Source organism: Enterobacter adelaidei, from assembly GCF_041937165.1.
Taxonomy (GTDB): Bacteria; Pseudomonadota; Gammaproteobacteria; order Enterobacterales; family Enterobacteriaceae; genus Enterobacter; species Enterobacter adelaidei.
On sequence record NZ_CP154355.1, the window covers coordinates 37,834 to 62,700 of the forward strand.

At 55.0% G+C, this 24,867-nt stretch carries 31 protein-coding genes and 6 pseudogenes; 25 read left to right on the top strand and 12 right to left on the bottom strand.

All coding sequences use genetic code 11. The features are described 5' to 3' along the window. Nucleotides 1-410: 410 nt before the first annotated feature. Together AAHF05_RS24155 and umuD are read right to left on the bottom strand one after the other, a co-directional pair. Entirely contained in the window at nt 411-1,682 is a 1,272-nt protein-coding gene (locus AAHF05_RS24155; protein WP_008502211.1) for a Y-family DNA polymerase, read from the bottom strand. Next, complete coding sequence (gene umuD / locus AAHF05_RS24160; protein WP_048209973.1) at nt 1,682-2,113, bottom strand: translesion error-prone DNA polymerase V autoproteolytic subunit; 432 nt, start codon at nt 2,111-2,113, stop codon at nt 1,682-1,684. Before umuD ends, AAHF05_RS24155 begins: the two co-directional genes overlap by 1 nt. A gap of 232 nt (nt 2,114-2,345) precedes the next feature. Between umuD and parM the strand changes: the two genes are divergently transcribed. The 23 genes and pseudogenes from parM (at nt 2,346) to AAHF05_RS24275 (ending at nt 16,933) form a co-directional block, all read left to right on the top strand. After that, the gene (gene parM / locus AAHF05_RS24165) at nt 2,346-3,317 is read left to right on the top strand and encodes a plasmid segregation protein ParM domain-containing protein (protein WP_080336844.1); all 972 of its coding nucleotides are present in this window, start codon (nt 2,346-2,348) and stop codon (nt 3,315-3,317) included. A 2-nt stretch (nt 3,318-3,319) separates the two neighbouring features. Then, nucleotides 3,320-3,982, top strand: a complete 663-nt coding sequence (locus AAHF05_RS24170; protein ID WP_048209974.1) for a plasmid partitioning/stability family protein — start codon at nt 3,320-3,322, stop codon at nt 3,980-3,982. A 3-nt stretch (nt 3,983-3,985) separates the two neighbouring features. Continuing rightward, nucleotides 3,986-4,249 carry a hypothetical protein gene (locus tag AAHF05_RS24175; protein ID WP_048209975.1) on the top strand — a complete coding sequence of 88 codons (264 nt, stop codon included), beginning with the start codon at nt 3,986-3,988 and terminating at the stop codon, nt 4,247-4,249. A gap of 144 nt (nt 4,250-4,393) precedes the next feature. Beyond that, nucleotides 4,394-4,774, top strand: coding sequence for a hypothetical protein (locus AAHF05_RS24180; protein ID WP_048209976.1), 381 nt, complete (start codon nt 4,394-4,396; stop codon nt 4,772-4,774). A gap of 448 nt (nt 4,775-5,222) precedes the next feature. Then, nucleotides 5,223-5,690: a hypothetical protein gene (locus AAHF05_RS24185; protein WP_048209977.1), complete on the top strand. Its 468-nt coding sequence runs from the start codon at nt 5,223-5,225 to the stop codon at nt 5,688-5,690. Nucleotides 5,691-6,212: 522 nt separating this feature from the next. Further along, nucleotides 6,213-6,905, top strand: a complete 693-nt coding sequence (locus AAHF05_RS24190) for a DNA methylase (protein ID WP_008502212.1) — start codon at nt 6,213-6,215, stop codon at nt 6,903-6,905. Beyond that, a complete protein-coding gene (locus AAHF05_RS24195) occupies nt 6,902-7,123 on the top strand; it encodes a hypothetical protein (RefSeq protein WP_008502213.1) in 222 nt (73 codons plus the stop codon). The genes AAHF05_RS24190 and AAHF05_RS24195 overlap by 4 nt, the downstream gene beginning before the upstream one ends. 55 nt (nt 7,124-7,178) lie before the next feature. Next, a complete protein-coding gene (locus tag AAHF05_RS24200) occupies nt 7,179-7,601 on the top strand; it encodes a DUF1380 family protein (RefSeq protein ID WP_008502214.1) in 423 nt (140 codons plus the stop codon). Nucleotides 7,602-7,957: 356 nt separating this feature from the next. Continuing rightward, nucleotides 7,958-8,386: an antirestriction protein gene (locus AAHF05_RS24205; RefSeq protein WP_008502215.1), complete on the top strand. Its 429-nt coding sequence runs from the start codon at nt 7,958-7,960 to the stop codon at nt 8,384-8,386. A 42-nt stretch (nt 8,387-8,428) separates the two neighbouring features. Continuing rightward, nucleotides 8,429-8,839: a DUF1380 family protein gene (locus tag AAHF05_RS24210; RefSeq protein WP_048209978.1), complete on the top strand. Its 411-nt coding sequence runs from the start codon at nt 8,429-8,431 to the stop codon at nt 8,837-8,839. A gap of 49 nt (nt 8,840-8,888) precedes the next feature. Further along, on the top strand, nt 8,889-9,086 hold the full coding sequence (locus AAHF05_RS24215) for a hypothetical protein (protein ID WP_048209979.1): 198 nt from the start codon (nt 8,889-8,891) through the stop codon (nt 9,084-9,086). Nucleotides 9,087-9,843: 757 nt separating this feature from the next. Beyond that, nucleotides 9,844-10,116: a hypothetical protein gene (locus AAHF05_RS24220; protein ID WP_048209980.1), complete on the top strand. Its 273-nt coding sequence runs from the start codon at nt 9,844-9,846 to the stop codon at nt 10,114-10,116. 43 nt (nt 10,117-10,159) lie between these two features. After that, complete coding sequence (locus tag AAHF05_RS24225) at nt 10,160-10,525, top strand: hypothetical protein (RefSeq protein WP_015572064.1); 366 nt, start codon at nt 10,160-10,162, stop codon at nt 10,523-10,525. 67 nt (nt 10,526-10,592) lie between these two features. Beyond that, on the top strand, nt 10,593-12,605 hold the full coding sequence (locus AAHF05_RS24230) for a ParB N-terminal domain-containing protein (RefSeq protein WP_126297374.1): 2,013 nt from the start codon (nt 10,593-10,595) through the stop codon (nt 12,603-12,605). Nucleotides 12,606-12,642: 37 nt separating this feature from the next. Then, nucleotides 12,643-13,077 (top strand): conjugation system SOS inhibitor PsiB, encoded by a 435-nt coding sequence (gene psiB / locus AAHF05_RS24235; protein ID WP_048209982.1) that lies wholly within the window; start codon nt 12,643-12,645, stop codon nt 13,075-13,077. After that, on the top strand, nt 13,074-13,802 hold the full coding sequence (locus tag AAHF05_RS24240; RefSeq protein WP_048209983.1) for a plasmid SOS inhibition protein A: 729 nt from the start codon (nt 13,074-13,076) through the stop codon (nt 13,800-13,802). The genes psiB and AAHF05_RS24240 overlap by 4 nt, the downstream gene beginning before the upstream one ends. Then, on the top strand, nt 13,799-14,125 hold the full coding sequence (locus tag AAHF05_RS24245) for a hypothetical protein (protein ID WP_048209984.1): 327 nt from the start codon (nt 13,799-13,801) through the stop codon (nt 14,123-14,125). The genes AAHF05_RS24240 and AAHF05_RS24245 overlap by 4 nt, the downstream gene beginning before the upstream one ends. A 55-nt stretch (nt 14,126-14,180) precedes the next feature. After that, the gene (locus tag AAHF05_RS24250) at nt 14,181-14,555 is read left to right on the top strand and encodes a hypothetical protein (RefSeq protein WP_023345473.1); all 375 of its coding nucleotides are present in this window, start codon (nt 14,181-14,183) and stop codon (nt 14,553-14,555) included. A 208-nt stretch (nt 14,556-14,763) separates the two neighbouring features. Then, nucleotides 14,764-14,877 (top strand): annotated as a pseudogene (locus tag AAHF05_RS24255) (DUF5431 family protein); the annotation flags it as partial. Then, entirely contained in the window at nt 14,822-14,944 is a 123-nt protein-coding gene (locus AAHF05_RS24260; RefSeq protein ID WP_223256846.1) for a type I toxin-antitoxin system Hok family toxin, read from the top strand. The pseudogene AAHF05_RS24255 and the gene AAHF05_RS24260, both read left to right, overlap by 56 nt. A gap of 868 nt (nt 14,945-15,812) precedes the next feature. Next, nucleotides 15,813-16,127 (top strand): hypothetical protein, encoded by a 315-nt coding sequence (locus AAHF05_RS24265; RefSeq protein WP_048209986.1) that lies wholly within the window; start codon nt 15,813-15,815, stop codon nt 16,125-16,127. A 108-nt stretch (nt 16,128-16,235) separates the two neighbouring features. Continuing rightward, nucleotides 16,236-16,394 (top strand): hypothetical protein, encoded by a 159-nt coding sequence (locus AAHF05_RS24270; protein ID WP_226840883.1) that lies wholly within the window; start codon nt 16,236-16,238, stop codon nt 16,392-16,394. 77 nt (nt 16,395-16,471) lie between these two features. After that, the gene (locus AAHF05_RS24275) at nt 16,472-16,933 is read left to right on the top strand and encodes a hypothetical protein (protein ID WP_053070171.1); all 462 of its coding nucleotides are present in this window, start codon (nt 16,472-16,474) and stop codon (nt 16,931-16,933) included. A 109-nt stretch (nt 16,934-17,042) separates the two neighbouring features. Here AAHF05_RS24275 and AAHF05_RS24280 read toward each other — a convergent pair. The 3 genes and pseudogenes from AAHF05_RS24280 to AAHF05_RS24290 all read right to left on the bottom strand — a co-directional run. After that, a pseudogene (locus tag AAHF05_RS24280) lies at nt 17,043-17,345 on the bottom strand (recombinase family protein); the annotation flags it as partial. Nucleotides 17,346-17,391: 46 nt separating this feature from the next. Beyond that, complete coding sequence (locus AAHF05_RS24285; RefSeq protein ID WP_001067855.1) at nt 17,392-18,096, bottom strand: IS6-like element IS26 family transposase; 705 nt, start codon at nt 18,094-18,096, stop codon at nt 17,392-17,394. Between the two features lie 280 nt (nt 18,097-18,376). Beyond that, a pseudogene (locus AAHF05_RS24290) lies at nt 18,377-18,757 on the bottom strand (tyrosine-type recombinase/integrase); the annotation flags it as partial. A 390-nt stretch (nt 18,758-19,147) separates the two neighbouring features. Here AAHF05_RS24290 and AAHF05_RS24295 point away from each other — a divergent pair. Beyond that, entirely contained in the window at nt 19,148-19,261 is a 114-nt protein-coding gene (locus AAHF05_RS24295; protein ID WP_013087254.1) for a hypothetical protein, read from the top strand. A 256-nt stretch (nt 19,262-19,517) separates the two neighbouring features. On the opposite strand, the pseudogene AAHF05_RS24300 reads toward AAHF05_RS24295, so the two are convergent. Continuing rightward, a pseudogene (locus AAHF05_RS24300) lies at nt 19,518-20,406 on the bottom strand (IS3 family transposase); the annotation flags it as partial. Between AAHF05_RS24300 and tnpA the strand changes: the two are divergent. Continuing rightward, nucleotides 20,401-20,652, top strand: a pseudogene (gene tnpA, locus AAHF05_RS24305) (IS200/IS605 family transposase); the annotation flags it as partial. The pseudogenes AAHF05_RS24300 and tnpA sit on opposite strands and share 6 nt — an antisense overlap. A gap of 50 nt (nt 20,653-20,702) precedes the next feature. On the opposite strand, the gene AAHF05_RS24310 reads toward tnpA, so the two are convergent. From AAHF05_RS24310 to AAHF05_RS24335, 6 genes and pseudogenes are all read right to left on the bottom strand, one after another. Next, nucleotides 20,703-20,915 carry a hypothetical protein gene (locus tag AAHF05_RS24310; protein WP_374936478.1) on the bottom strand — a complete coding sequence of 71 codons (213 nt, stop codon included), beginning with the start codon at nt 20,913-20,915 and terminating at the stop codon, nt 20,703-20,705. Next, nucleotides 20,897-21,877, bottom strand: coding sequence for an IS5-like element ISKpn26 family transposase (locus tag AAHF05_RS24315; protein ID WP_032620177.1), 981 nt, complete (start codon nt 21,875-21,877; stop codon nt 20,897-20,899). The genes AAHF05_RS24310 and AAHF05_RS24315 overlap by 19 nt, the downstream gene beginning before the upstream one ends. 375 nt (nt 21,878-22,252) lie before the next feature. After that, nucleotides 22,253-22,942: a VIT family protein gene (locus tag AAHF05_RS24320; RefSeq protein ID WP_000549951.1), complete on the bottom strand. Its 690-nt coding sequence runs from the start codon at nt 22,940-22,942 to the stop codon at nt 22,253-22,255. A 134-nt stretch (nt 22,943-23,076) separates the two neighbouring features. Further along, nucleotides 23,077-23,658: a cytochrome b/b6 domain-containing protein gene (locus tag AAHF05_RS24325; protein ID WP_001004932.1), complete on the bottom strand. Its 582-nt coding sequence runs from the start codon at nt 23,656-23,658 to the stop codon at nt 23,077-23,079. 94 nt (nt 23,659-23,752) lie between these two features. Beyond that, nucleotides 23,753-23,983 (bottom strand): annotated as a pseudogene (locus tag AAHF05_RS24330) (IS3 family transposase); the annotation flags it as partial. A 463-nt stretch (nt 23,984-24,446) separates the two neighbouring features. Next, a complete protein-coding gene (locus tag AAHF05_RS24335) occupies nt 24,447-24,821 on the bottom strand; it encodes a cytochrome b562 (RefSeq protein ID WP_013096889.1) in 375 nt (124 codons plus the stop codon). Nucleotides 24,822-24,867: the final 46 nt, after the last annotated feature.

Below are 24,867 nucleotides of genomic sequence, written 5' to 3' on the forward strand. Positions count from 1 at the left end.
CCGGGAAAATATGCAATTTATCCACAAGTGGATAATTGAGATCTAAACTTGACCTGTTTCCCATAGCTTGTTGATGCATATCCCATAGCTTGTTGCTATGGAACCCACAGATACGTGATTAATTACCCATAATATGTTAACCAGTTGCCCATAATGAACTCCTCTCAGGGCGCGCTGCATGCGGCTTTCAGGCTCCCTAAAAGGAGTAAAATAAAGAAAAAAGAATTAAAAAAGACTTTATAAAAATATACCCGTGGATAAGTGGATAAAGCTGAGTGGGGTATCCATTTAACACCGAGCGTAAGCAGAATTTATCCGTGCAGTTCCCTGGTGCTTCCTCGCTCACTCGCGGGCTTCGCCCTGTCGTTCGGCTGCGGCGAGCACTACTGGCTCTCTCTGAAAGGCGAAATTTAACCGATCCTCGCTATGGGGATATCTTTCCAGCGTGTGGTGTACGCAGGGGAGAGCATATCGCGTTTCATCTGCCATGCAGGCGCAATCCCTCGTCCTGCAAACCAGACCTGTCCCAGCCCGGAATGATTAATGCCATCGAGAACCTTCATCAGCTCAGCGCTGTGAGGACGGGGAGGACGTTCGTCGAACAGCTGCAGCTGCGAAACGCCGGAGCCGGTGAAGTCATTCAGCATCACACCGGCTTTAGCATACCGGTGCCCATCCTTCCAGATACGCTCCAGAGCCGTTGTGGCGGCCGCAATGATGTCCCGGGTGTCCTGAGTGGGGGTAAGCAGTTTCTCCGTGGCCACGTTGCCGTAGTAAGGCTCTTTAACGGCGAACGGAGACGTTTTGATAAATACGGAAATATGCCGGCAGTACTGGCGCTCTTTACGCAGCTTTTCTGAGGCCCGTTCTGCGTACTGACAGACAGCCTGGCGCAGCGAATCGTACTCCGTGATTTTCTCTCCAAAACTGCGGCTGCAGACAATCTGCTGTTTCACTGGCGGGGCTTCCTCAAGTGACATACAGCTTTCCCCGTTCAGCTCCCGGACCGTTCGCTCAAGGACCACGGAGAAATTTTTGCGGATAAAGGCCGGGTTCGTCAGGGCAAGATCGAGCGCGGTCCTGATGCCCAGTACATTGAGCTTGCGTGCAATGCGGTTTCCCACGCCCCAGATCTCTTCGACCGGCTGCAGTGAAAGCAGTTTCCGCGTTCGCTGAGGATTCCCCCGGGTCAGGGCGAGCACGCCGCGAAACTGTTTCCACTCCTTTGAGGCCCACTGGGCTGATTTCGCCAGCGTTTTCGTTGGTCCGGCGCCCACACCGATGGTCAGACGGGTACAGTCATACACGTGCTGGCGCAGCTGCCGGCCGAAATCCTCAAGATCCATGCAGTGCTCCACGCCTGTCAGGTCAAGGAACATCTCGTCGATCGAATACTGTTCCACCCTGGGGGCCAGCTCCTCCAGGCAGTTCATCACGCGCGCCGACATCGAGGCGTAAAGCTCATAATTGCTTGAAAAACAGTATATTTGTTCCGGGTAAAGCTCGTTCTTTATCTGGAACCACGGGGTGCCCATTTTGATCCAGGGCTTCGCCTCGGCGCTGCGTGCGATCACATTTCCGTCGTTGTTGCTCAGGACGACGATCGGCTTTCCTTTCAAATCCGGGCGGAAAACGCGTTCGCAGCTGGCATAAAAGCTGTTCACATCGGCCAGGGCAAACATCAGTACATCTCCCTCGGGCGGTGGATGATGTGCGTGACGACGCCAAAGATATCCAGATCGTCCGGGTCGGGATAAATCGGCGACCAGGCGGCGTTCATTGGCTGCAGCGTCAGTCGTGGCGTCAGCAGAAGCCGTTTAACCGTAAACTCCCCCTGCACGCTGGCCACAACAATATCGCCGTGCCGGGGCTTCTCTGCACTGTCCACAACCAGCAGATCGCCATTGTAAAGGCTGCCGTCGGACATGCTGTCACCGCTGGCACGGAGATAGTAAGTCGCGCTCGGGTGCCGTATGCAGTAATCATGGAGATCCAGGTCGGACTCGACATAGTCAGCGGCAGGGCTGGGAAAACCGCAGCTGGCCAGGTCTGCAAACAACGGATGGGCCTGTGGCGGGAGTGCTTTCCCGGTGCTGAAAAACTGCAGTTTCATCTTTCCTCCTGACGTCTAAATATACTGGTTATGCATACAGTATATTTAACAGCGCGAGGATAATCCAGATCACCTGCTTCATGAACAGGGTGAGTAACCTAAGTTACTCAAAATGCTATTTATCCTCATTGTGAGATTTTTAAATTACTCACAATGAGAAAATAAGGCTTTTGTTTTGCCATTTTGCTCTTATAATATGTATCAAATTGAGTTTAATTAACGGAGCATAATGATGAATATTTACTGCGATGATGGTTCAACTAATGTTAAGCTGGCATGGTTTGAAGGAAACGAGCTGCAGACCCGGGTTTCAGCTAACTCCTTCCGGCATGGCTGGAAAGTGGCGGAATTCAGTGCCGCAACGTTCAACTATCAGGTGGGCACGCTGAAATACACCTGGGACAGCGTCAGCCGGGATGCCATCCCGACGACAAACGTGGAATACCAGTACGGTGATCTCAACCTGCTGGCCGTGCATCATGCCCTGCTGAACAGCGGACTTGAGCCGCAGCCGGTGAGCCTGACCGTGACGCTGCCCCTGAGCGAGTATTATGACGGGGACTGCCAGCGGAACGAGGAGAACATCCGACGCAAACGGGAAAACCTGATGCGTGAGCTGGTTCTGAATAAGGGCAGGGCATTTACCGTAACGGACGTGAAGGTGATGCCTGAATCACTGCCGGCGGCGTTCTCCCGTCTCGCGGAGCTGAAGCCCGGACCCGCTGAGACCACCCTGATTATCGATCTCGGCGGAACCACGCTCGATGCCGGCGTGATTGTCGGACAGTTTGATGATATCAGTGCGGTACACGGCAATCCGTCTGTCGGCGTGTCACAGGTCACCCGCGCAGCTGCAGGCGCGCTGCGGGCTGCAGACAGCGAAACCAGCGCGCTTATTGCTGACACGGTCATCCGCAACCGCAATGATCGTCAGTATCTGCAGCGAGTGATCAACGATGCCGGAAAAATTGACGATGTTCTGAACAAAATTACAGAGGCAATCACTTCCCTGGGCGCGCGCGTCACCAGTGAGCTGACGGCCTTCAGGAACGTTAACCGGGTATTCCTGGTCGGGGGAGGGGCATCCCTCATTGAAGAGGCTATCCGTCAGGCCTGGCCTCTGGCTCCTGACCGTATCGAGGTTATCGGCGATCCGCAGCTGGCGCTGGCCAGAGAGATTGCCCTTTACAATAAAGAGGACTAAACGTGCCGGACGGCCAGTATTCTTTCTATCTGCACAGCGACGATCGCACCGACATCGCGGCGATGGCGACCATCAGCACCATCTCACAGCCCCTGCGTGGTGACTTCATCCGGACCGCCGTCACCGCCGGGGCGGTGATGTACCAGACGGATGCACGTTTACCGGCGCTGATCCCGGTGTTCTTTGACGGGTATCTGAGCGCCATCCGGCTTTGTGCCGTGATGGCGCTGGTATCCGGCACCTGGTCTTCACTCTCAGGACTTCCTGATGAGCCTGATGGTGGCGTGGCGGCTCTGGCCATGTCACCGGAGACGGAATACCAGCGCCGGCGTTACACCCTGACGCTTCAGGATGACCGGAGCAGTGAACGGGTTGAGCGTGTGCTGACGGGCGTGTCATCCCGCCTGCGCGGAGAGCTGCTGAGAAACCTGATTATCACCGGTCTGGCCCTGCATACGACCGCACCGGAGCTGCCGCGTCTGCTGGCCAGTATGCCGGTACCGCCCGGCACGGTCAGCGAGCTGCAGGTTCTGGTTCAGCAGATGGCTGGTACGGCTGACGTGAGTATGGCTGCAGTGCCGGAGAAACCAGCGGAGCCTGCCGCACCGGTATCCGCTGAAGCGACCAGGATAAAGAAAAATATGCGCCGGGCATTCGGAGACTAGAGCATGCCAGTGATTAAACAAAAAGCAGAGCAGTGCATTCATAACTTTCTGCGCGCCCGGAACGTGCCTGAATCTCAGTGGCCGGAGCGGGTAAAAAAGACCGGCAGGGGAATGATACTGGCAGGCGTGGCCGTCGTGGTTCCCGGTGTTCTGGTTGATAATATCTCCCTGCCGGTGACAATTGCGATGCAGGTCTGCTACGCCTCGCTGATCGGCCTCGGTGTTCTCCTGGCGTTTGACGATAAAAAGCCGAAGAACCGATCCTGAGCAGGAACATCATTCAGAATGGTAACCAGACAGCCCGGGAGGGACTGATGCAAAAGGTTAAGAGAACGGGGCTGACGCTGGCGGAGGCCAGCGAGCTGTTGAACTGTCAGGACATAAGGGAGATGAACACAATGAGGAAGACAAATGAAGTGTAATACTGCAATTTTGTTTGTGGCGCTCACACTGGCAATGCCTGGTGCTGTGAATGCCGCAGCCACAGTGGCGGTTCTTGACCAGATGGCCACGAAAAAGCAAAAGGAACGTGAAGACCAGCTCGAAGCCGTGGAACGTGATGCTTTGGCACAGCCAGATGCATGGAAAGCGTATCTACAGGTGTCTGACGCAGTGCCTGCTGATGCTCCCATCATGCTGCAAAACCGCTACCGCAGCCTCGCCATTTCACTGGCACTGAAGGCTGCAATGGCCTGTTCGTCAGACGCTCTCAAGCTTCTCGAGCGTAACGACGTAATTGAGTTTCGCGTACTCCGATCATCGTTAGTCTCAGCCTGCAAAACAGCTAAATAAGTTTCGTGCCAGCTGCCCACTTCCAGATTCCAATGTTCGGCTGGCATTCTCTCAATCCTGTAACCCTCTGTCCTGCATTGTCCTCTTCAGGACAAAAAAAAACGGCAGGGTGACATCTTATCCCTGCCGTCAAAACTAATCGCTTAATTTTTCGGCGATTATAATGTATTGTTTTGTGAAGTAAATCACATTTTTATTTAATGTGAAATTTTCCCTCCGCTTTATATCTCCCGTAAGAAATTACCCGCCGTGCCTTCACGCTAACCCGGCCGCTGCGGTCGCAAGGGTTCACGTTGTCTCCGTCCTCACCCGTTCGCGCCCTGCACGGTGCATTCAGCCCGTGAAGGGCTTGCGCTGCGGCTTCGGCGTCGCCCTGGCGTCCTCCGCTTTACGCCGTGTTTTTGTGGCGGCACGGCGCAAGAGGGTGCCGGATGCTGAGGACACAACCATGTTCAGACTGACCTGTATTGAACTCGATAACGGCGAGTTTGCCGTCTATATCAATCACCATTACCTGGGGAGTGAAGATGCCAGCGGAGAGCGACTTTCTCTGGGGGAGGTTCTGGAGCAGCTCTCCCTGCTGCCGGGCGTGGAATTACAGACCCTGCTGGAACCCGTACCGGAGTGCGATGACTGGTGCTGGAACGACATCGCCGATCGCGTCCTGCCGTCGCGTCCTGCATGTCGTGATGATGTGACGGTGGCAGGGCTCATCGCCAGGCTGAAGCAGTACCCACCGGATGCACTGTGTATGGGGACGTTCTGGCTGGAAGATGATTTTCTGTCGCTTGATGACAGTCTGTCGGAGGAAGAAATTGCAGAAGCCATGCGTATCTGCGACCACAGCCACGATGCAGGCATCGGTTTTAACTGGGATACGCTGCAGTTCGCTATCGACCACGTGAAGGGGCGCTGAAAAAAAGGACACCATCCGGGGAGGGGGTGTCCTGAAGCCATGCAATTCGTTACAGGTGAAAACCCATCAGATGTTTTCGGCACAGATAATTGCACAATCGCTGCCTTTTTTCACCTGCCATATATCCGACTCAAAAAAAAGACGTCTCCGGTCGGGGACGTCCTGAAATCAAAGGCACACATGTAAGATAACGGCGCGAATCCATTATCAGTGTGCATTCTGCCATACACTCACGGACTCATCAGCTAGCAGAACCGGTACCGAAGGATGTCGGTTCCCTCCGCCTTATTGCCGCCAGCCGGCGGCGTGTTCAACGCCGTGCCTTCACGCTAACCCGGCCGCTGCGGTCGCAAGGGTTCACGTTGTCTCCGTCCTCACCCGTTCGCACCTTTCACGGTGCATTCAGCCCGTGAAAGGCTTGCGCTGCGGCTTGCGGCGTCGCCCCTGCGCCCTCCGCTTTTCGCCGGGTTTTTGTGGCGGCACGGCGCAAGAGGGTGCCGCATATCAGAGAGGAGTGTGTCTATGTCCCGTTTTATTCTGGGTGACTGCGTGCAGGTGATGTCCCGTTTTCCGGCGCGTGCCGTCGATTTTATTCTTACCGACCCACCGTACCTGGTTGGCTATAAGGACCGTACCGGCCGCACCCTGGCCGGGGACAACTCTTCCGAATGGCTCCAGCCCGCCTGTCATGAAATGTACCGCGTGCTGAAAAATGACAGCCTCATGGTGAGTTTCTATGCCTGGAACCGCGCGGATCTGTTTCTGAATGCGTGGAAAACGGCCGGTTTCAGGGTGGTTGGCCATATCGTCTTTGCCAAGAGCTACGCCTCAAAATCGACGTTCGTGGGTTACACCCATGAGAGTGCCTACCTGCTGGCAAAGGGAAGGCCGCAAACCCCGGACCGTCCCATCCCGGACGTGATCCCCTGGAAATACACGGGCAACCGACACCATCCGACGGAGAAGCCGGTGCAGAGCCTGCGGCCGCTGATTGAATCGCTCACGCGTCCGGGGGCTATTGTCCTTGACCCGTTCGCCGGAAGCGGCTCCACCTGCGTGGCCGCCGCCGAAGCCAGCCGCCGCTATATCGGGATCGAGATGCTTGAGCAGTACCACGCCGCCGGCGTTCGACGTCTGGCACAGGTTGAACGGGCAAGAAGGATGCCGGCGGCCAATGACGGCGCGTTTTACCCCGACTATCCGGAGGCGGCATGAACTACCCGGGCCTTGAAAACCTGCGCGCGGACGTGGCCGCGCTCAGCAATGCCATGTGTGACGTGCGGATGCTGCTGAACCGCCTCGAATCGCAGCACCGGCACGACGCGGCAACGCTTACCGAACGTATGGCTGCGCAGACTCTGCGCCGGATCAACACCCTGCTTCTTGAAGCCTACCGCGAAGCCCTGGTGCTGGACGAAACCTTTCAGGACTGACTGACCCTGCCGGGCTGATGCCCGGTCTGTAACCCCTTACAAGAGAGAACAAACGATGTACGGAACCCGCGAAGAACTTTGTGTACAGCTTGAAAACATGTTCACGTCTGACGAACCCCTGGTCCTGCTGGTCTGGACGGAAGAGGGGATTAGCGTGGCCTGCCGTGAAGCCCAGCCAGAACCGGACGGGACTGAAATCCGGAATCTGATGAAGGCGATCGGCGAAATGAAAATGACGCAATACCGCCAGGAGGGGGTAAATAATCTGACTGTCAGCGATCTCCTGGCCCGTCAGCGGGAAGTGGCAAACCGTCAGGTGAGTGTTCCGGCGGTACTCCTGTCCCGCGTCCTGCGTAACTATGAATGCGAGCTGGAAAACCGGATCGGTATGGCCTGGGAAGCCGGGCGGCAGGAGCCTGAATCCGTCAGGAATGAGCTGAAGGACGTTCACGCATTACAGGAGACGCTGGCCGCGTAAGGGAGAGAGCCGGGGTAACGCCCCGGCAACCGGTGGCCATCCACTGCGAAAAGGATGTCAGTGCCTTCCGCTTTTATCCGCCGCTGCCCTCCGGGCCACGTCGGGACAATGAAACTCCCCTGAAGCTCCGTGCGGTGACGGCATGCGCCGTGACTTCACTGTAGCCCGGCCGCATCGGCCACAAGGGTTCGCTTACGCCTCCGTCCTCACCCGTTCGCACCCTTCACGGTGCATTCAGCCCGTGAAGGCTTTGCGCTGCGGCTTGCGGCGTCGCCCCTGTGTCCTCCGCTTTTCGCCGGTCTGTCGTGTCGTCACGGCGATGCCGGAACCGAGAATATGTTAACCGTGGAGGATCTATGAACCAGACCGTGACCTGTGATGCTGTTCGTCTTGAGGGTGCGCAGCGCCTGACTTTCCTGCCTGATTTGTTTGGCGGCGATTTTATGACGTCCGAGGCATCCGTGTACGCCTATGCCCAGCGTTACTGCCCTGAGTATCAGGGGGGATTCTGGCAGTTTTACCGGCTGCCGGAAGGTGGCGGATATATGGCGCCTGACGTGGAGAGCCTGACCCTGTGCAATCCGGACAACTGGTTTGAGCAGACTGTCAGCGGGGAAGTGGCGGGGATCATTCTCACGGCGCTGGTACTGAATCACCGGAGCTGGCACCACAGCAACCATGACCATGAAGAGCTGTGCCGCCACTTCTGCCGCCGTTATGAGCAGCTTATGGCATTTGCTGATACCCATCCGGAAAGCGCCACGATCTGGCGTGCCCTTGACTGACTGACCACGGGCGGCGATGCCGCCCGACTAAAGGAGAAAAACATGATTGGTACAGCAAAAGAGATCGCCATCGAAATGCTGCGTGATGACGATAATGACGGCGAGAAATTTGTATTCGCCAGCTGGAGCCGGAACGATATTCGCGGTCTCTGCATTGACTGGGATCTCAGTGATGAAGAGATCGACGTGGTGATGGAAAGACTGGAGGCAGAGCTGTATCCCTCCGGATGTGTCCCTCTCATCTACAACATTGTTGAGATGATGGTGGAAGAAAAACGGAAACACCGTAATGTCACCATTCCGGCTGCGGCGCTTGCGGTGGTGATGCAGCTTGCAGGGAAGGAAATGGAGCGTATCGCTGTATGCGCGGAGGATGGAGGCGGATCAGCGGCAGAAACCCTGAAAGAAGAAAATGACGTCATGTTGAGCCTGCGCGCGGCGCTCGATGCCTGACTGAGAAACCGGAGGCATTGCCTCCGGAAACTGAAAAAAGGAGAACACCATGCAACTGTCACCGGAAACCCGTAACATCCTGCGCCAGTATAAAACGCTCATCAACGAACGACGTCGCGAATCCGGACTCAGCCCCGTAACCACAGCGAAAGTGCTGGATGAGATCTGCGAATCGGCTACCCGCCAGTGCGCCGTCTATCTTTGCGGCCACTTCATTCTCCAGGGCGGACAGGGGGATGGAAAGTAAATAATCCGGGCGGGGCATAGGCGCCGCCTGTTCGCGCGCGAAAACCCTGTCATCCCTTCGGGCTGACGGACGGTAAGGCCAGCGCCTGCGGCGCCGCCCCCTCCCGCCCGGATGTAAGCCCGGAGAGATGCAGATGAAAGGCATTGTGAGGGCAAATTGTCACGGATACGGTCCTGCGTGGCGTGGCGTGGCGTGGCGTGGCGTGGCGTGGCGTGGCGTGGCGTGGCGTGGCGGCTCTGAAACCCGATCAGCAAATCCTCTGAAAACTCCTGAATCCCACTTCTGGCCCCCTTCGGCTCCCGGCCCGCGTGGCGGTCCGGTCGTCGAGCCCCACTCCGCCAGGTCGGCTGCTGACGCACCCGCCGGGCTCCGCCGAACCCGCAAGCGGTTTCGGGCTGACGCTAGGGTCTGATGGCTGAGGTCAACCCCCTGGCTTGCACCGGCCGGAGGCCGGGCCGCCCTGACCGCGCCGGCGGAGCCGTCGCTTTAAGGCCGCCACGCCGTTCCGACGTGTCGGGTGCGTGCATCCTGTTCATCCGGTGAGGCCATCCCCCGTGCGTCCTCACGCGGAGGGCTGCTTGTAGCACCGTCGTGTCGTCATCCGAAGGGTGAAATGCACGCCGCCAAAACTTTTTGCGTGCCGCAAAAAGTTTTGTCTGCGCCCTTCTCCTGCCGCCCCGCCGTTGCTCCTTTTGCCCTTTGCCGCGAGAGAACTCACCAGGGAGATGGCCAGCCATCACCACAGGAGAAAACCAGGATGCACACACGAAACGTCAACGTCAAAACCGCCGCTCAAGAATCTTCCAGGAAGATGGGGGAAGAACAAAACCCTGTTTCTGTCGCACGGGAGTGGGTGGCTCAGGCCACTTCGCTGAAGGCGGGGGTCACCGTCACCCTGTCCGATGCGTCCCGATACGGCGACGTGCAGGTGGAGATCCGCACCAACGGAACGCTTAACTGGCGCGCCTGGTCGTTTGAACCGGATTTTCTTTTTGAACTGAAACGCAATCTGCAATACGTGCAGCTTTAACCGGAGGCCGGATGTCCGGCCTTAACCCAGAGAAGGAGGAAACATGCAGAACCTTAACACCCGTCCGGCGACCCGTAAGGTCGGGCAGAGCACCGAAATCGTGAAGCTGCTGCGCATTCAGGCCAGCGACACCCACGTGGTCGAGTTTGACAACGTGGACACCCGATTTAATGACTGCAACAACTGGCAGGTGATGGCAGGAGGCAAACGCGTCCTGTTCAGCAACCGCATGTATGAGCGTTTTTCAGATGTGAAATCGGGGATCGTGGCAACGATCAACGTTTGTGAAAACAGCGGCAGCGTAACGGATAAAGCGATGCTCGAAGGGGCAAAAGTCATGATGCAGCTTCTTGATGGCTATCCGTCCTTTGGAGCACTGGCAGCACACCCGAAACGCATTACCGGTTAACCGGGTGCCGTGACCGGATCGCACTCCGGCCACGGCTAACCACAACTATTACTGAGAGGTAAAAATCATGGTCGCCACCAATACTACGGCAAAAAAACCAGCCAGGACCACCCGTCAGACAAAATCTGCGGAAAAAATCGCGCAGTCTACCGAGCAGAAGCTCGTCCAGCTGCTCGCTGATACGCCCGTGCAAACCTTCCCGTACTCCCGCCTGTCACACACTGGCTTAAACACGCGCATCATTCCGCATACCGATCAGGAAGTGGAAGAGATGGCAGACAGCATTCAGGCAATGGGCATCCTGCAGAACCTGATCGGTGCAGAACTGCCGGACGGTACGATCGGCATTGTCGGCGGGGAAGGTCGCCGCAGAGGCACAGGCATTCTGGTGATGCGCGGTGTGCTCGATGCGGACACGCCGTTTGTTCCGGTGAAAGTCCTGCCCGTGGAGATGGCTGTGGCGGCCTCGATGATCGAGAACGGTCGACGTAAAAACATGCATCCCGCCGAGCAGATTATCGGTTTTCGTACCCTTCAGCAGGAAGGTAAAACGGCCTCTCAGATCGGCGCACTGATGGGCTACCACCCGCGCCACGTTCAGCGCTGCCTGAAGCTGGCGAATCTTGCCCCCTCCCTGCTGGATGCGCTGGCGCGGGATGCAATCTCCCTTGAACAGTGTGAAGTCCTGACACTTGCTGATACCCATGAGCGTCAGGAGCAGGTCTGGAAAGAGGCTGTTGAACAGTGGCGCGATCCAGCCGTACAGACTCTGCGCAGAATGGTGACCGACGACAAGATGGCCATCAGTCACCCGATGTTTGAGTATGTGGGCGAGGAAGCCTATACCGCCGCTGGCGGTACGCTGACCGCCGACCTGTTCAGCGACAAGGACAGCACCTTTGCCGATGCGGCGCTGGTGAAATCTCTGCTGGCTGGCAAGCTCACCGTGCTCGCCGCTCGCGTTAAGCAGGAGCAGGGCTGGGGCTGGGCTGAGTTCCGTATGACGGAACTGCGTGCCAGCGGTGAGGACGGTGAACAGTACCGTTTTGCGATGCCGAAAGCTGTCCTGACGGAAGAAGAACAGAAGCGCGTCAGTGAGCTGGAAGAACAAATGGAAGCGACTGAAAGCTACGATGACGAATACGCGATTCAGGAGCAGATTGATGATATCTACTGCGAGGCGACTTACCGCGAAGCCACGCCGGAATTTCGCGCCGCCCACGGTATCTGGGTGTCATGGGATGGTGACAATTTTCGGGTTCAGCCCGGTATCCGCAGGCTGACCGACGAAGACCGGGTAGCTGAAGAACAGGCGCGTGAGGAACGTGAAAGCAATGTGATCAGACACACCACGCCTGACATTCCCGCCGACGCTTATCCGGCAACGCTGGTAAAAGCTATGTCAGCCGAACGGACTCTCGCCGTTCAGGCCGAACTGGCGGGTCGTCCCGACGTATCGGTGGCGCTCCTGACGTGGACACTGTGCCTCAGTATGTTTGACCGCAGCTACGGTAAACGCAGCGAACCGCTGAAAGCCTCCGTGTCCTCGAATCAGTATCACCTTGCATCACTGGCTCCATCCGGTGAAGAAGGGAAGGCGCTGACGGCGCTCAAAGCGCAGAAAGAGGCGCTTCAGGCAACGCTGCCCGAAAACTGGCATCTCGATTTCACGTGGCTGCTTTCATGGTCAGCGGAGCAGGTGAACACCCTGCTGGGATTCTGTGCCGCGCACGGTATCAACGGTATTCAGGAACGTATGTACAACCATACGCAGAAAAGCGAACTGGACGGGCTGGAAGCGGCGCTGGACTTTGACCTGCGCAAATGGTGGCAGCCGGATGCTGAGAGCTACTTCGGCAAGCTCACCATCGCCCAGATTGGCAAAGCCTACGAAGAAGCCGGACTCAGTGCCCGCGCCGGAGAGATTGTGAAGCTCAAGCGCCGCGATGCGGCGAAGGCCGCCGAGCAGGATCTGAATGCTCAGGGCTGGCTGCCTGACTGGATGGTGCGCACATCACCAACCGCTGAGGCTGAAGAAGCCACCGAAACCGACGCTCACACCACTGACCACGCTGCTTAATACCGGAGGCCGCCGCCTTCGGGCGGCGGGAACAGACATGACTATGCAATATGACCTGAACCAAATCAACAAACTGACCGCCTCCGACCTGGAGTTTATCCGTCAGCAGGGCGAGGACGCGCGCCGCGCCCTCAGCGATACCGTGACCGGCCTCCTGTCGACACCAGAAGGATGGCACGTCTGCGCCGAATACCGCAGCGAGTTCGGCGGCTTCTTCCCCGTCCAGTGCCGCTTCAGCGCGGACGGCAGCGATGACTGGCATCTGTGCGTGTGCAGCCCCGGCGAAGTCTCGCCGTACTGGCTTCTGGTACTGCTCTCCTCCGGCGGGGAAGTGGTGCGTACCCTTTACCAGAGTGACACGCTACAGCCTGACCGGATAAGCCAGCTGATCGCGCAGCTGGCAGGTATGCGCCGCTTTAACTGCACTGCCCGCACCGTGGCGAACCTGATGAGCGGGGAGGTGACAGCATGATCCCATCCTCACACGCGCTCGTTTCCCTGAAGCCCGCCCGTCAGGCTGCAATACAGGCTATCAGCCATGTTGAGTCTGCCCGCGAACGCGGCGCACGACTGCCCGCCATGCCGTATGTGCGTACCTTTCTGCGTCTTCTCACGGGCAGCGGACGCCTCAACGCCACGGTGGCCAGTAAAATACCTGGCCTGCACTGGGTGCCAAATAACCGTCATTCGAACCTGAAACAGGTCGAGGAGGCGCTTAACACGATGATCGCCACCAGTGGCGAAGCCTGCCCGCTGCCGCTCACGATTGACGTACAGGCCGAACTGTTTCCTGAGGTCATGCACACCCGCACGGGTCGACGGCTGCACCGGTCCGGCATTAAGACCACGCGCCAGCTGCGCCGCCAGTCCCGTGAGTACGAACAGCGCTGGAAACTGCGCCAGAACCTGCTGGAGCAGGCGAAAATTGACCTGAATTTTCAGTCTCCGGAAACCGTCTGCACCTGGTACACCCGGTGGAGCGACGAGTTTGACGCGGCAGAGCTTGCCGGACCGTTCTGGCGCTGGCAGTCGCGGTTCGCGTCGCTGAAGGAACTTGACTGGCTTCGCATCAGCGGTGAGCCGCTGTATACAGTGATGTATGAAATCCCGTTTATTGTCCGGGAAACACCTGAGCATGTTCGTGTCGCTGAACGCTGGCAGGTGCCAAATAAGCTGGCTGACCGGAGCGGTGTATGAAGTGGCGCTATTCCCTGCGCTGGAAATTGCCGCACAAGCCCTGCCCAGGTCTACTGGAGCTGGTTTCAGTTGTCGTGGAGGCAGGGCAGGCGGCACCTGAGGAGGTGATGGCACGCTGGGTTGCTGGCTCAGGTTACGCTGTTTGCGTGGATTTTCTCGGTCAGAAACAGATCCAGCGCTGGAGCGATGAACGGAAAGCCGCAGTGAGAAGGCGCAATATGCAGGCACGGATTAATCGTGTTGCCCCTTTGTTTGCCGATGAGTTAATCGAGCGTGAGCTGGCTGCACGTCAGGCATATTTCAATGGCAAGTCCGCCCGATGAATCAGATACAATGTTGTCTGACTGCTCAGACAAAACATATAAGGAAAGCAGAATTATGAGGTACTGGTTGCTCGTTATCTTCCTGAACGTGCTGTTCTATTTAATCGTTAAGCATGCTGCGCCAGAATGGCATGGTACGCCTGGTTATTATGCAGGCCAGATCATCTGCACACTAATAGCTCTGGTCATCACATGGCGTGATCCGCCTGGCTGGTTAGATGAAATCCTGCTCGGCGTAATGAAATACGGAGTTCTGAGTGCCGGGATCATCTTCTTTGTCTGGGGCGTCGGGTACAAGCTGGCATTCTGGGGGCAGGGTAATTCTGATGCCGAATTTGTAAGTGCATTTGACGTCATTTTGCCCAATCTTGCGCTGGTCACGGGCGTAGTGATCGCGGGATGGGGATACCTGAGATATTTCAGGCGATAAGCAGCATAAAGCGTGGATATACCTGGTAAGAAAGAGCACCTGCCCGGTATAATCGACGTGGCGCTTGAGGCTTTTTGCCTCATGACGTGAAGGTGGTTTGTTGCCGTGTTGTGTGGCAGAAAGCAGAAAGCCCCGTAGTTAATTTTCATTAACCCACGAGGCCCCCTGTATGTCTCAACAACAACAGTATGGCCTCTTACCGTGCTTAATGCAAGGAGGAGTAAACCATGAAACTGCCGCGAAACGCCCTTATCTGGTGCGTATTAATCGTGTGTATAACGCTCTTAATATTCACATGCCTGACCCGGAACCGCTTATGCGAACTCCGGCTAAAGGACGGGGACAGGGAGGTCGCGGCAAGCCTGGCTTACGAATCCAACGGTAAGTAGCAACCTGGAGGCGGGGGAAACCCCGCCTTTTCAGGGCTGAGTTGCTCGGACATGCCTGAAGCGCCTTTATGAAGGGGTTGCCGGTTCGCCGGTAGCCCCTTTTTCCATCCCGAAGGGTGCAGTCGCATGCATGAACAACCCGGAAGGTCTGTTCCCCTGCGGGGAACGGGGGAAGGGGGACGCGCCTTCGGCGCTGCCCCTCTGCTCCCTCCGCCTTGCCCTCTCTCCTGCCTGATTTTGCTGAAGTCAGCGCGCCATGAGTTACCTGCCTGTCTCTGGCTTCGGCCTGGTTTTCCCTGTGCTCTTCATCCCGGGCGTTATATCCGGCGTCCTGCTGGTTAACTTTCTCAGCTGCAGCTCAGTGGCCATAACCCAAAAAACGGGCAGGGCGATGGCCCCCTTCGGCTCCCGGCCAGCGCTGCTGTCCGGTCGTCGAGCCCCACTCCGCCAGGGCGGCCGCTGCGCACCCGCCGGGCTCCGCCGAACCCGCAAGCGGTTTCGGGCTGACGCTAGGGTCTGATGGCGAAGGTCAGGGGCTGCGGCTTCTCCGGCCGTGCCGTCCGGAACGCCTTCACCGCGCCGGCTGATGCCGTCGCTTTAATGGCGCCACGCCGTTCCGACGTGTCGGGTGTGTGCATCCTGTTCCCCCGGTGAAGCCATCCCCCGTGCGTCCTCACGCGGAGGGCTGCTTGTAGCACCGTCGTGTCGTCATCCGAAGGGTGAAATGCACTCCGCCAAAACTTTTTGCGTGCCGCAAAAACTTTCGTCTGCGCCCTTCTTCTGCCGCCCCGCCGTTGCTCCTTTTGCCCTTTGCCGCGAGAGAACTCACCAGGGAGATGGACAACCATCACCACAGGAGAAAACCAGGATGTACACACAAAACGTCAACGTCAAAACCGCCGCTCAGGAATCTTCCAGGAAGATAGGGGGAAAAACCGTGTCGTACACGTTCCTCGTCGCTGAGCAGAAAAAAAACTCAGCGGAGGAACCGGACGTTCTGGAGTTCAGCAGCCTGGCTGAGCTGAAGAAACTGCGCAGAAACTGCCCCGAAACGATGCGCTGCACCTATTTCTACGCCCTCAGCAGCGGCGTCGATAAACAGTTCCGCCATATCCATGTGGCTGAAGCAGACCACTTCAAACAGTTTGTGCGCCTGATCGAGCGCGCAGGTATCGACATTTAAATCCGGTTCACCCCGTGCGGCACCCGCCGCACGGAACCTCATCAGACAGGAGCCAGAAACATGAGCGTTAACACCCCGACCGCAAAGGCCTGTTCCGGAAATGGGCATATGTCAGGCCCGGAGCCTAAAACAGCCACTCTCATTGCGATTTATGGCAATGAGGCGAGCTATTCATGGAACGTTCTGGAGGATCTGAAAGCTGCAGGTGCTTCTTATACCCGCAGAAACATTATCGCCGATATGTTCCGCCGTCTGGGCGTTCAGTAACCCGGATTTTCCTTCGACCCGATGCGGTGCTGTATAGCAGTTACCGCCCGGAACTAAATCAAACAGGAGCCTGAAAGATGAACGTTAATCCTCCGACCGCTGCACCAATGGCCTTTTTCGTTCCGTCTCATAACGCCGTTTATGACCGCGCAACACAGCTGGACGGGCAGTGGGTGACTCAGCGTGAAGCGAAAACGCTGGAATCCCTTCGCCGTCTCTATCCGGATGCTGAGCTGATCTCCGCGACTCTGGTACAGGAAAAGCTGAATGACGGCTATCGCCGTCCCTGGGTGGAAATCACCGAGGCCCGGTATATCGACCAGCTGGAAACGTTGCCGCCAGTGGACTGGTGCAGGGGGTATGGCGGGGAGTCGTTCAAATCGATGGAGTTTACGGGCGGGGATGTGACAGCGATTTTTGTCCGGTATGGCGCGCGTTTCTTTGAGTGCCATGACCTGCACACCCGCCATCACCGTGAGCTGATTGGCGACGTGATCGCACGTTTCTGTCTCGATGCGTCGCTGAATTCCGCGCATTAAAAAAGCAGGGTTGCCCCTGCTTTCTCAACGCCGTATCTGGCCGACCAAAACGAGATACGGCAATCACAACCAAAGTGGGGTCGGTTCCGGCTGAGGGCGAAATGACACCCTAAGCGTTAGCTCTGTGTCGTTGCACGATGTCAGCGACGGTATTCTTGCTGATACCGAGCTCGCGTGCGATCCAGCGATAGCTGCGTCCCTCGGCCCTCATCGCAACCACCATAGGCAAAAGTCGGTCTGATTTTGGTCGCACTCCGGCCTGACGACCAAGCCTCTTACCACGTGCCTTCGCAACAGCAAGGCCTGACTTGACCCGCTCGCTGATGAGATCCCGCTCAAACTCCGCAATGCCGGAAAGAAACGTCGCCAGCATTCGTCCATACGGCGACGAAAGATCGAACGCCATGGCACTGTTGCAAAGTTAGCGATGAGGCAGCCTTTTGTCTTATTCAAAGGCCTTACATTTCAAAAACTCTGCTTACCAGGCGCATTTCGCCCAGGGGATCACCATAATAAAATGCTGAGGCCTGGCCTTTGCGTAGTGCACGCATCACCTCAATACCTTTGATGGTGGCGTAAGCCGTCTTCATGGATTTAAATCCCAGCGTGGCGCCGATTATCCGTTTCAGTTTGCCATGATCGCATTCAATCACGTTGTTCCGGTACTTAATCTGTCGGTGTTCAACGTCAGACGGGCACCGGCCTTCGCGTTTGAGCAGAGCAAGCGCGCGACCATAGGCGGGCGCTTTATCCGTGTTGATGAATCGCGGGATCTGCCACTTCTTCACGTTGTTGAGGATTTTACCCAGAAACCGGTATGCAGCTTTGCTGTTACGACGGGAGGAGAGATAAAAATCGACAGTGCGGCCCCGGCTGTCGACGGCCCGGTACAGATACGCCCAGCGGCCATTGACCTTCACGTAGGTTTCATCCATGTGCCACGGGCAAAGATCGGAAGGGTTACGCCAGTACCAGCGCAGCCGTTTTTCCATTTCAGGCGCATAACGCTGAACCCAGCGGTAAATCGTGGAGTGATCGACATTCACTCCGCGTTCAGCCAGCATCTCCTGCAGCTCACGGTAACTGATGCCGTATTTGCAGTACCAGCGTACGGCCCACAGAATGATGTCACGCTGAAAATGCCGGCCTTTGAATGGGTTCATGTGCAGCTCCATCAGCAAAAGGGGATGATAAGTTTATCACCACCGACTATTTGCAACAGTGCCCACTCCGGTCACTAACACTTTGTTTTGTAATATAAAGTAAGACTTTTTACGTTACTCCTGTCCTTTAAATCTGATATCTCATTTTCCTGCTCTATCACTTTTTCGCTCCCAGGATTCAGCCAGAACTCCCTGTTTTCTAACCATGACATCCGTGTAATGTCAATCTAACCAATTGAAATTTAATACAAATAGAAAAATCGTACAGTACGTTATTTCACTAGGTGTCAGTTTGGCCCCAACTGTTACCTTTTTCACACGGTTCTTCCCCGTCCACACTCTCGTTACAACCCTTTGTTTTATCGTCACTTCCCCCCCAGGTATCCTGCCACAAGTCGATAAAAGGACTGTCATCACTTTCAGTGTATTTTTTTGTATGCCGAGCGTTACGGTGGCCAAGAAAGTCCTGAATCAGACAGGTACCCGCGCCCCGCTCTGCCAGTCCGAAACCACAAGCGTGCCTGAGCATCTTCGGATTTATTTCTATGGTCATGCCGGCCTTTTCGCCGGCCTCACGCACAATGCGATAGGCCTGCTGGCGGGACAATCCGTTGCCGCGCCGGGATAAAAATACCCGGTCAGTGTCCAGGGCGCCCTTCCAGGGGTCAGTTTGGAGATCGGAAATTTTTGTACGTTAAGCGCATTATTTAACCAATCTTGGTTCGTAAGGGGTTGATTTTGCGTCAGTGGCTATCGCTTTTAAGTTGTCGCTCTTGCAGTATCGCATTTAGGTTATCCGATTAAGGTCAAACCTCTGAAAATGCCGTATAGCGCGGGAGTACACCCTATTGCTATAGGTAAGTCTGTTCAAAAAACAGGCTTACCGTACAATAATTCTCTATATCCAAACTGACCCCTGGTAGCTCCCTCGTGCGCTCTCCTGTTCCTGCCTTTCGGTTTACCGGTGTCATTCCGCTGTTATGGCCGCGTTTGTCTCATTCCACGCCTGACACTCAGTTCCGGGTAGGCAGTTCGCTCCAAGCTGGACTGTATGCACGAACCCCCCGTTCAGTCCGACCGCTGCGCCTTATCCGGTAACTATCGTCTTGAGTCCAACCCGGAAAGACACGACTTAACGCCACTGGCAGCAGCCATTGGTAACTGATGATGTGCGAGAGATTTAGAGAGTACTTGAAGTGGCGGCCTGACTGCGGCTACACTGAAAGGACAGTTTTGGTGACTAGTCTCGCACAAGACAGTTACCTGGTTAAGCAGCCTGCAAGCTGGCTTAACCTTCGATAAAACCGCCCTGCAAGGCGGTTTTTTTCGTTTACAGAGCAAGAGATTACTCGTAGGTAGAGAGGATCTCAAGAAGATCCTGAACCGCCCCGGTTTTCCGGGAGAGTTTTTAGTCCGCGAACTCAGGCTGCCATAGCTCCGTTTCCGATGGAAGCATAATACGCTCTTTCGGCTTCAGCCGGGGGGATGTGACCGAGCCGTTCCAGTAGTCGGCCGCTGTTGTACCAGTCCACCCACGTCAGCGTCGCCAACTCAACCTCTGCTCGGCTTTTCCAGCTCTGTCTGTGTATCACCTCCGCTTTGTACAGGCCGTTGATGCTTTCCGCCATCGCATTGTCGTAGGAGTCGCCTGAGCTGCCCGTCGAGGCCAGTAAGCCCGCGTCCTGCAGACGTTGCATGTACGCCAGCGACACGTACTGCGAGCCCTTATCCGAGTGATGGATGGTGCCGGAAGGGCGACGGGCCCACAGCGCCTGCTCCAGCGCATCCAGCACGAACGTGGTTTCCATCGATGACGACACTCGCCAACCCACGATGCCGCCGGCAAACACATCGATGATGAACGCTACATACGCGAACCCCTGCCAAGTACTCACGTACGTGAAGTCTGCTACCCACAGCTGATTGGGACGCTCTGCCACGAACTGACGGTTTACCCGGCCGCCTGCCGCAGCTTCTTTCCTGCTGACCATGGTTCGTACTTTTTTCCCGCCGCACGCCGGTAAGCCCCATGCTTTTCATCAGTCGCGCGATGGTGCATCTGACCACGCTGAAGCTTTCCCGTTGCAGCTGGTGCCAGACCTTACGAACTCCATAGACACTGTAGTTTTCGTCGTACACGCGCTGTACCTCCAGCTTCAGCTGGTCATCACGCCGGTCACGCTGACTGCGTTTTTCCGGATGCTGACGTTGGTTCTGGTACCGGTAGTATGTCGACGGGGCGATATCCAGCTCATGGCATACCGGTCCGACTCCGTGACTTACGCGGAGGGTATCGAGCAGCGGCATCATGTTCACATGTGCATCAGCATTCCACCAAAGTATTCGGTATCGACAATCGTCGGCTATCTGAAGGGGAAAAGTGCGATAGCGATAGCCCGGCAGTTCGGCAGAGGAAAAAACTTCACTGGTGAAGTTTTCTGGGCACGAGGATATTTTGTTTCAACTGTAGGCCTGGATGAAGCCACGGTCAGGGCTTACATACGCAAGCAAGAGCGAGAAGACGAACGTTACGACCAGATGAATCTGAACGTATAACAGGCGCCTTGGGCGGCTCATGGTTTGTCGGCGCCTTTGAGGCGCTCACCCTAAAGCCTCCGGCTCTGCCGGAGGATACTTACTTCTGCCAAACTAGGGAAGGTGCGAATAAGCAGGTCATTTCTTCCCAAGCTGACTCGCTGATTAAAATTTCGCGGATCTGGGCCGATTTTTTTCCCGCAAACACATCGAATCAGCCTATTTAGGCTATTTTTTCCACCATTTCTGGCGTTATTTCCGGTTTTTACTGAGATCTCTCCCACTGACGTATCATTTGGTCCACCCGAAACAGGTTGGCCAGGGTGAATAACATCGCCAGTTGGTTATCGTTTTTCAGCAGCCCTTTGTATCTGGCTTTCACGAAGCCGAACTGCCGCTTGATGATGCGAAACGGGTGCTCCACCCTGGCACGGATGCTGGCTTTCATGTATTCGATGTTGATGGCCGTTTTGTTCTTGCGCGGATGCTGCTTCAAGGTTTTTACCTTGCCGGGACGCTCGGCGATCAGCCAGTCCACATCCACCTCGGCCAGCTCCTCGCGCTGTGGCGCTCCTTGGTAGCCGGCATCGGCTGAGACAAATTGCTCCTCTCCATGAAGCAGATTACCCAGCTGATTGAGGTCATGCTCGTTGGCCGCGGTGGTGACCAGGCTGTGGGTCAGGCCACTCTTGGCATCGACACCAATGTGGGCCTTCATGCCAAAGTGCCACTGATTGCCTTTCTTGGTCTGATGCATCTCCGGATCGCGTTGCTGCTCATTGTTCTTGGTAGAGCTGGGTGCCTCAATGATGGTGGCATCCACCAAAGTGCCTTGGGTCATCATGACGCCTGCTTCGGCCAGCCAGCGATTGATGGTCTTGAACAATTGACGGGCCAGTTGATGCTGCTCGAGCAGGTGGCGGAAATTCATGATGGTGGTGCGATCCGGCAGGGCGCTATCCAGGGATAATCGGGCAAACAGGCGCATGGAGGCGATTTCGTACAGGGCATCTTCCATGGCACCGTCGCTCAGGTTGTACCAATGCTGCATGCAGTGAATACGCAGCATGGTCTCCAGCGGATAGGGCCGTCGGCCATTGCCCGCCTTGGGATAAAACGGCTCGATGACAGCGGTCATATTCTGCCATGGCAGAATCTGCTCCATGCGGGAGAGGAAAATCTCTTTTCTGGTCTGACGGCGCTTAGTGCTGAATTCACTATCGGCGAAGGTGAGTTGATGGCTCATGATGTCCCTCTGGGATGCGCTCCGGATGAATATGATGATCTCATATCAGGAACTTGTTCGCACCTTCCATAATCGCCGGGAAGAATGCACGACCTGGAACCTTTGGTGGTATCTTTCTTGATGACTCGAAGATAATGACTGATATGATTTCAAAGAAGAAACCACAAATTTTGGTTGTCAATGGTGGCGTTTACGACCGGGAAATTTGCCAGAAGTAGCGTTGTCTTTGCCCTTGAAATGGAGGGGGAGAATCCCCTCCATCACCCCTTCAACAGGTATTGGCGCAAGCAGGAATCGAGTTTGAAGGGAGCTGCATTGCAAATTGTTTTGCGAAGCATCGCCAGTAAGATGGTACTCGAATTGTGCTTCATAACATTAAAGCAGGGCCTGCCCTGCAAAATGACCAATCCCCATAGACAAAAGCATAGCCATGGTACTCCAGAACGTAATTCTTATGATCGCCCTGACAGGAGAGGCTTTACTCAAAACCGAAGATATATAGCCAAGGACCGCCAGTGAAAAAAGGGTGGAAAGGATTATCAACAAAAAAGCCAGTTTCAGAGGGGAGAGCCATGCCACGATTAAGGGTAACACCGCACCAGCGGAAAAACTCAGGGCAGAAAAGACAGCTGCCTGTAGGGGCTGTGCAGAATTTATATCCGTCAACCCCAGTTCTTCACGGGCATGAGCATCCAGGGCATCTTTGACCATAAGTTGCTCTGCAACCTGCCGGGCAAGCTCTGGCTCCAGTCCACGTTGCATATAAAGTGAAGTCAGTTCCCGCACCTCTCCCTGATAATCAGTTTCCAGCTCCCTTTTTTCCTGGGCAAGTGCTGCGTTTTCGGTATCCGCCTGAGATGAGACGGAAACATATTCCCCTGTAGCCATTGACATAGCTCCGGCAACCAGTCCTGCAACACCTGCAAGTAAAACACCGGAAGGACTGCTATTTGCAGATGCAACCCCAAGAACAAGGCTCGCTGTCGAAACAATTCCGTCATTTGCCCCCAGTACAGCTGCCCTCAGCCATCCCACTTTTTCGATACTATGTCGTTCAAGATGCATATATTTTTTCCTTCAAATACGCATACTCATCGGAATTACGGATAAATAGAAAATGCATTGACGGATAAATGCGCGGTTATAGTCTGTTTTAGCCAACCATTACAGGGCATCTTATCCATCATAAACCTACAGCACTATTCGGTAACGGGATTTTTCCTTTGGCTACGAACGGTGAGGAAGATATGCAGCAACCCCATCGCACCATGTGCCCAGAAATAGGTTTCAATAAATACAGTCAGAAACTTATGCACATGCAGGACGGTTTCTGTCAGCACAGGTGACGTGCCAAGAGCAGTATTGAGAGCAAACCAGAATCCACCACATAATGCAACGCCCAATAGTGCAAGTACACCAAGCCCCTGAACCAGAGCAGCAATCCCACCAGCATGAGCTTCAGGAAGACGGAATGATATCAGCATTTTGATATCTTCAACCACACCTCGAAAATCAAGGACCACCCAGGCAAAATAGTAACGAAATCCTCGTTGTGTCAGCATCCATGCAAGCATGACAAACCCAAGGACAATCAGTGATAACCCAGTGATAACATGGAACCATGTTACGAACCCAGTGAGAGTATAGTCACTAAGCGCATCGCTTTCGGTAAGGTTTGAATTAATAATCTGCAATAAAATCAATACAGCTACGATGATATGCAGCACACGTAGAAATGGTGTGTTTTTGTGAGGAAGAGCATTACGTAAATTTTCGTTCATAATTTAGCCACTTTTTTAAGGTTGGTTGACCACTCAATATTATGCCTTTTTATTAATGATAACCTTAACTTCTCAAAACCAAGATGCACTCAGTAATATCCAAACCATGTTCAAAGGCCCAGTACTCGACAGGTAAATTCAGGTTCCTGAGTGGTTCTTATCGTCGCCAGATAGCCACGAAACAACGCAATGCTGTACAGAATGCTTATATCTGAACGCTTGAAATTCCAAAAGCGACGTGGATCGTACGGCACTTAATCCGACGACCGATGAAGAGTGCAGCCATGACAAAATCCATTCACCAAGCCACATTAGGTGACGTCGGAAATGATCTTCTTACGGCAAAGCACATGGCTTAGAATCCCTGTTCCAGCCTCGAAGAGGATACTGATGATTTATTTGCCGGAAAAAAGCATCTTAATGAGGGTCTCATACCGATGATGAAGACATTACGGGCATCAGTGTGTTAATCAACGGGGAGCAGGTCATCATGACCAACAAACAAAACACAGACTGACGCGTGACCACCAAATATAATTTGGCCCCCTGAATCCACCCCGCGCAACACCAATAGGTACTTAACTTATGTTGAGGCAACAAACTAAAATATGTAGCATTGATAATGCATGTTTGTTACCCCAACATTTTTATATGTATTTTGCAGATAAGATAACGTTGTGAAATTTCCTCACCAGTGCATAGCTATCTGCTTGATTACAGGCACGTGTATCATGTCAGTTCAGGGATATCTTTCCAGCATATCTACCTTCACCGAATAATTCCCGGTCTCAGTCAACACCTAGTTTATTGTGGTATTTTCTCATCAGACTGCCTAGTTTCTGTGCTGCAATTTTCCCGGCGTCAAGACCTTCCTTCTCAGCGGTACTTTCAACGGCAGTTACCTCATCAATTAGAAGTGACATGCCTGCAACATACGTTTCCCTGTCATACCCTTCTACAGGGCTGTTCAGGATGGACTCTGCTGTTGCTTTCAGTTCCCGCATATCTTTCCTGAAGGATGTAACGTCCTCCTCCTTAAGTGCTGCGCGGTAGCTTTTATTCATCATCTTCATGGCATGTTCAACACCGTCAGAACCAGCCATTACACAGGGGGATAAAAGAAGGGTGGCTCCTATCACAACAGTACGCATAATTTTTCTCATAATAGCCTCCATATTGTTTACTCTCGTTTTCACAGTCAGAAGGGGT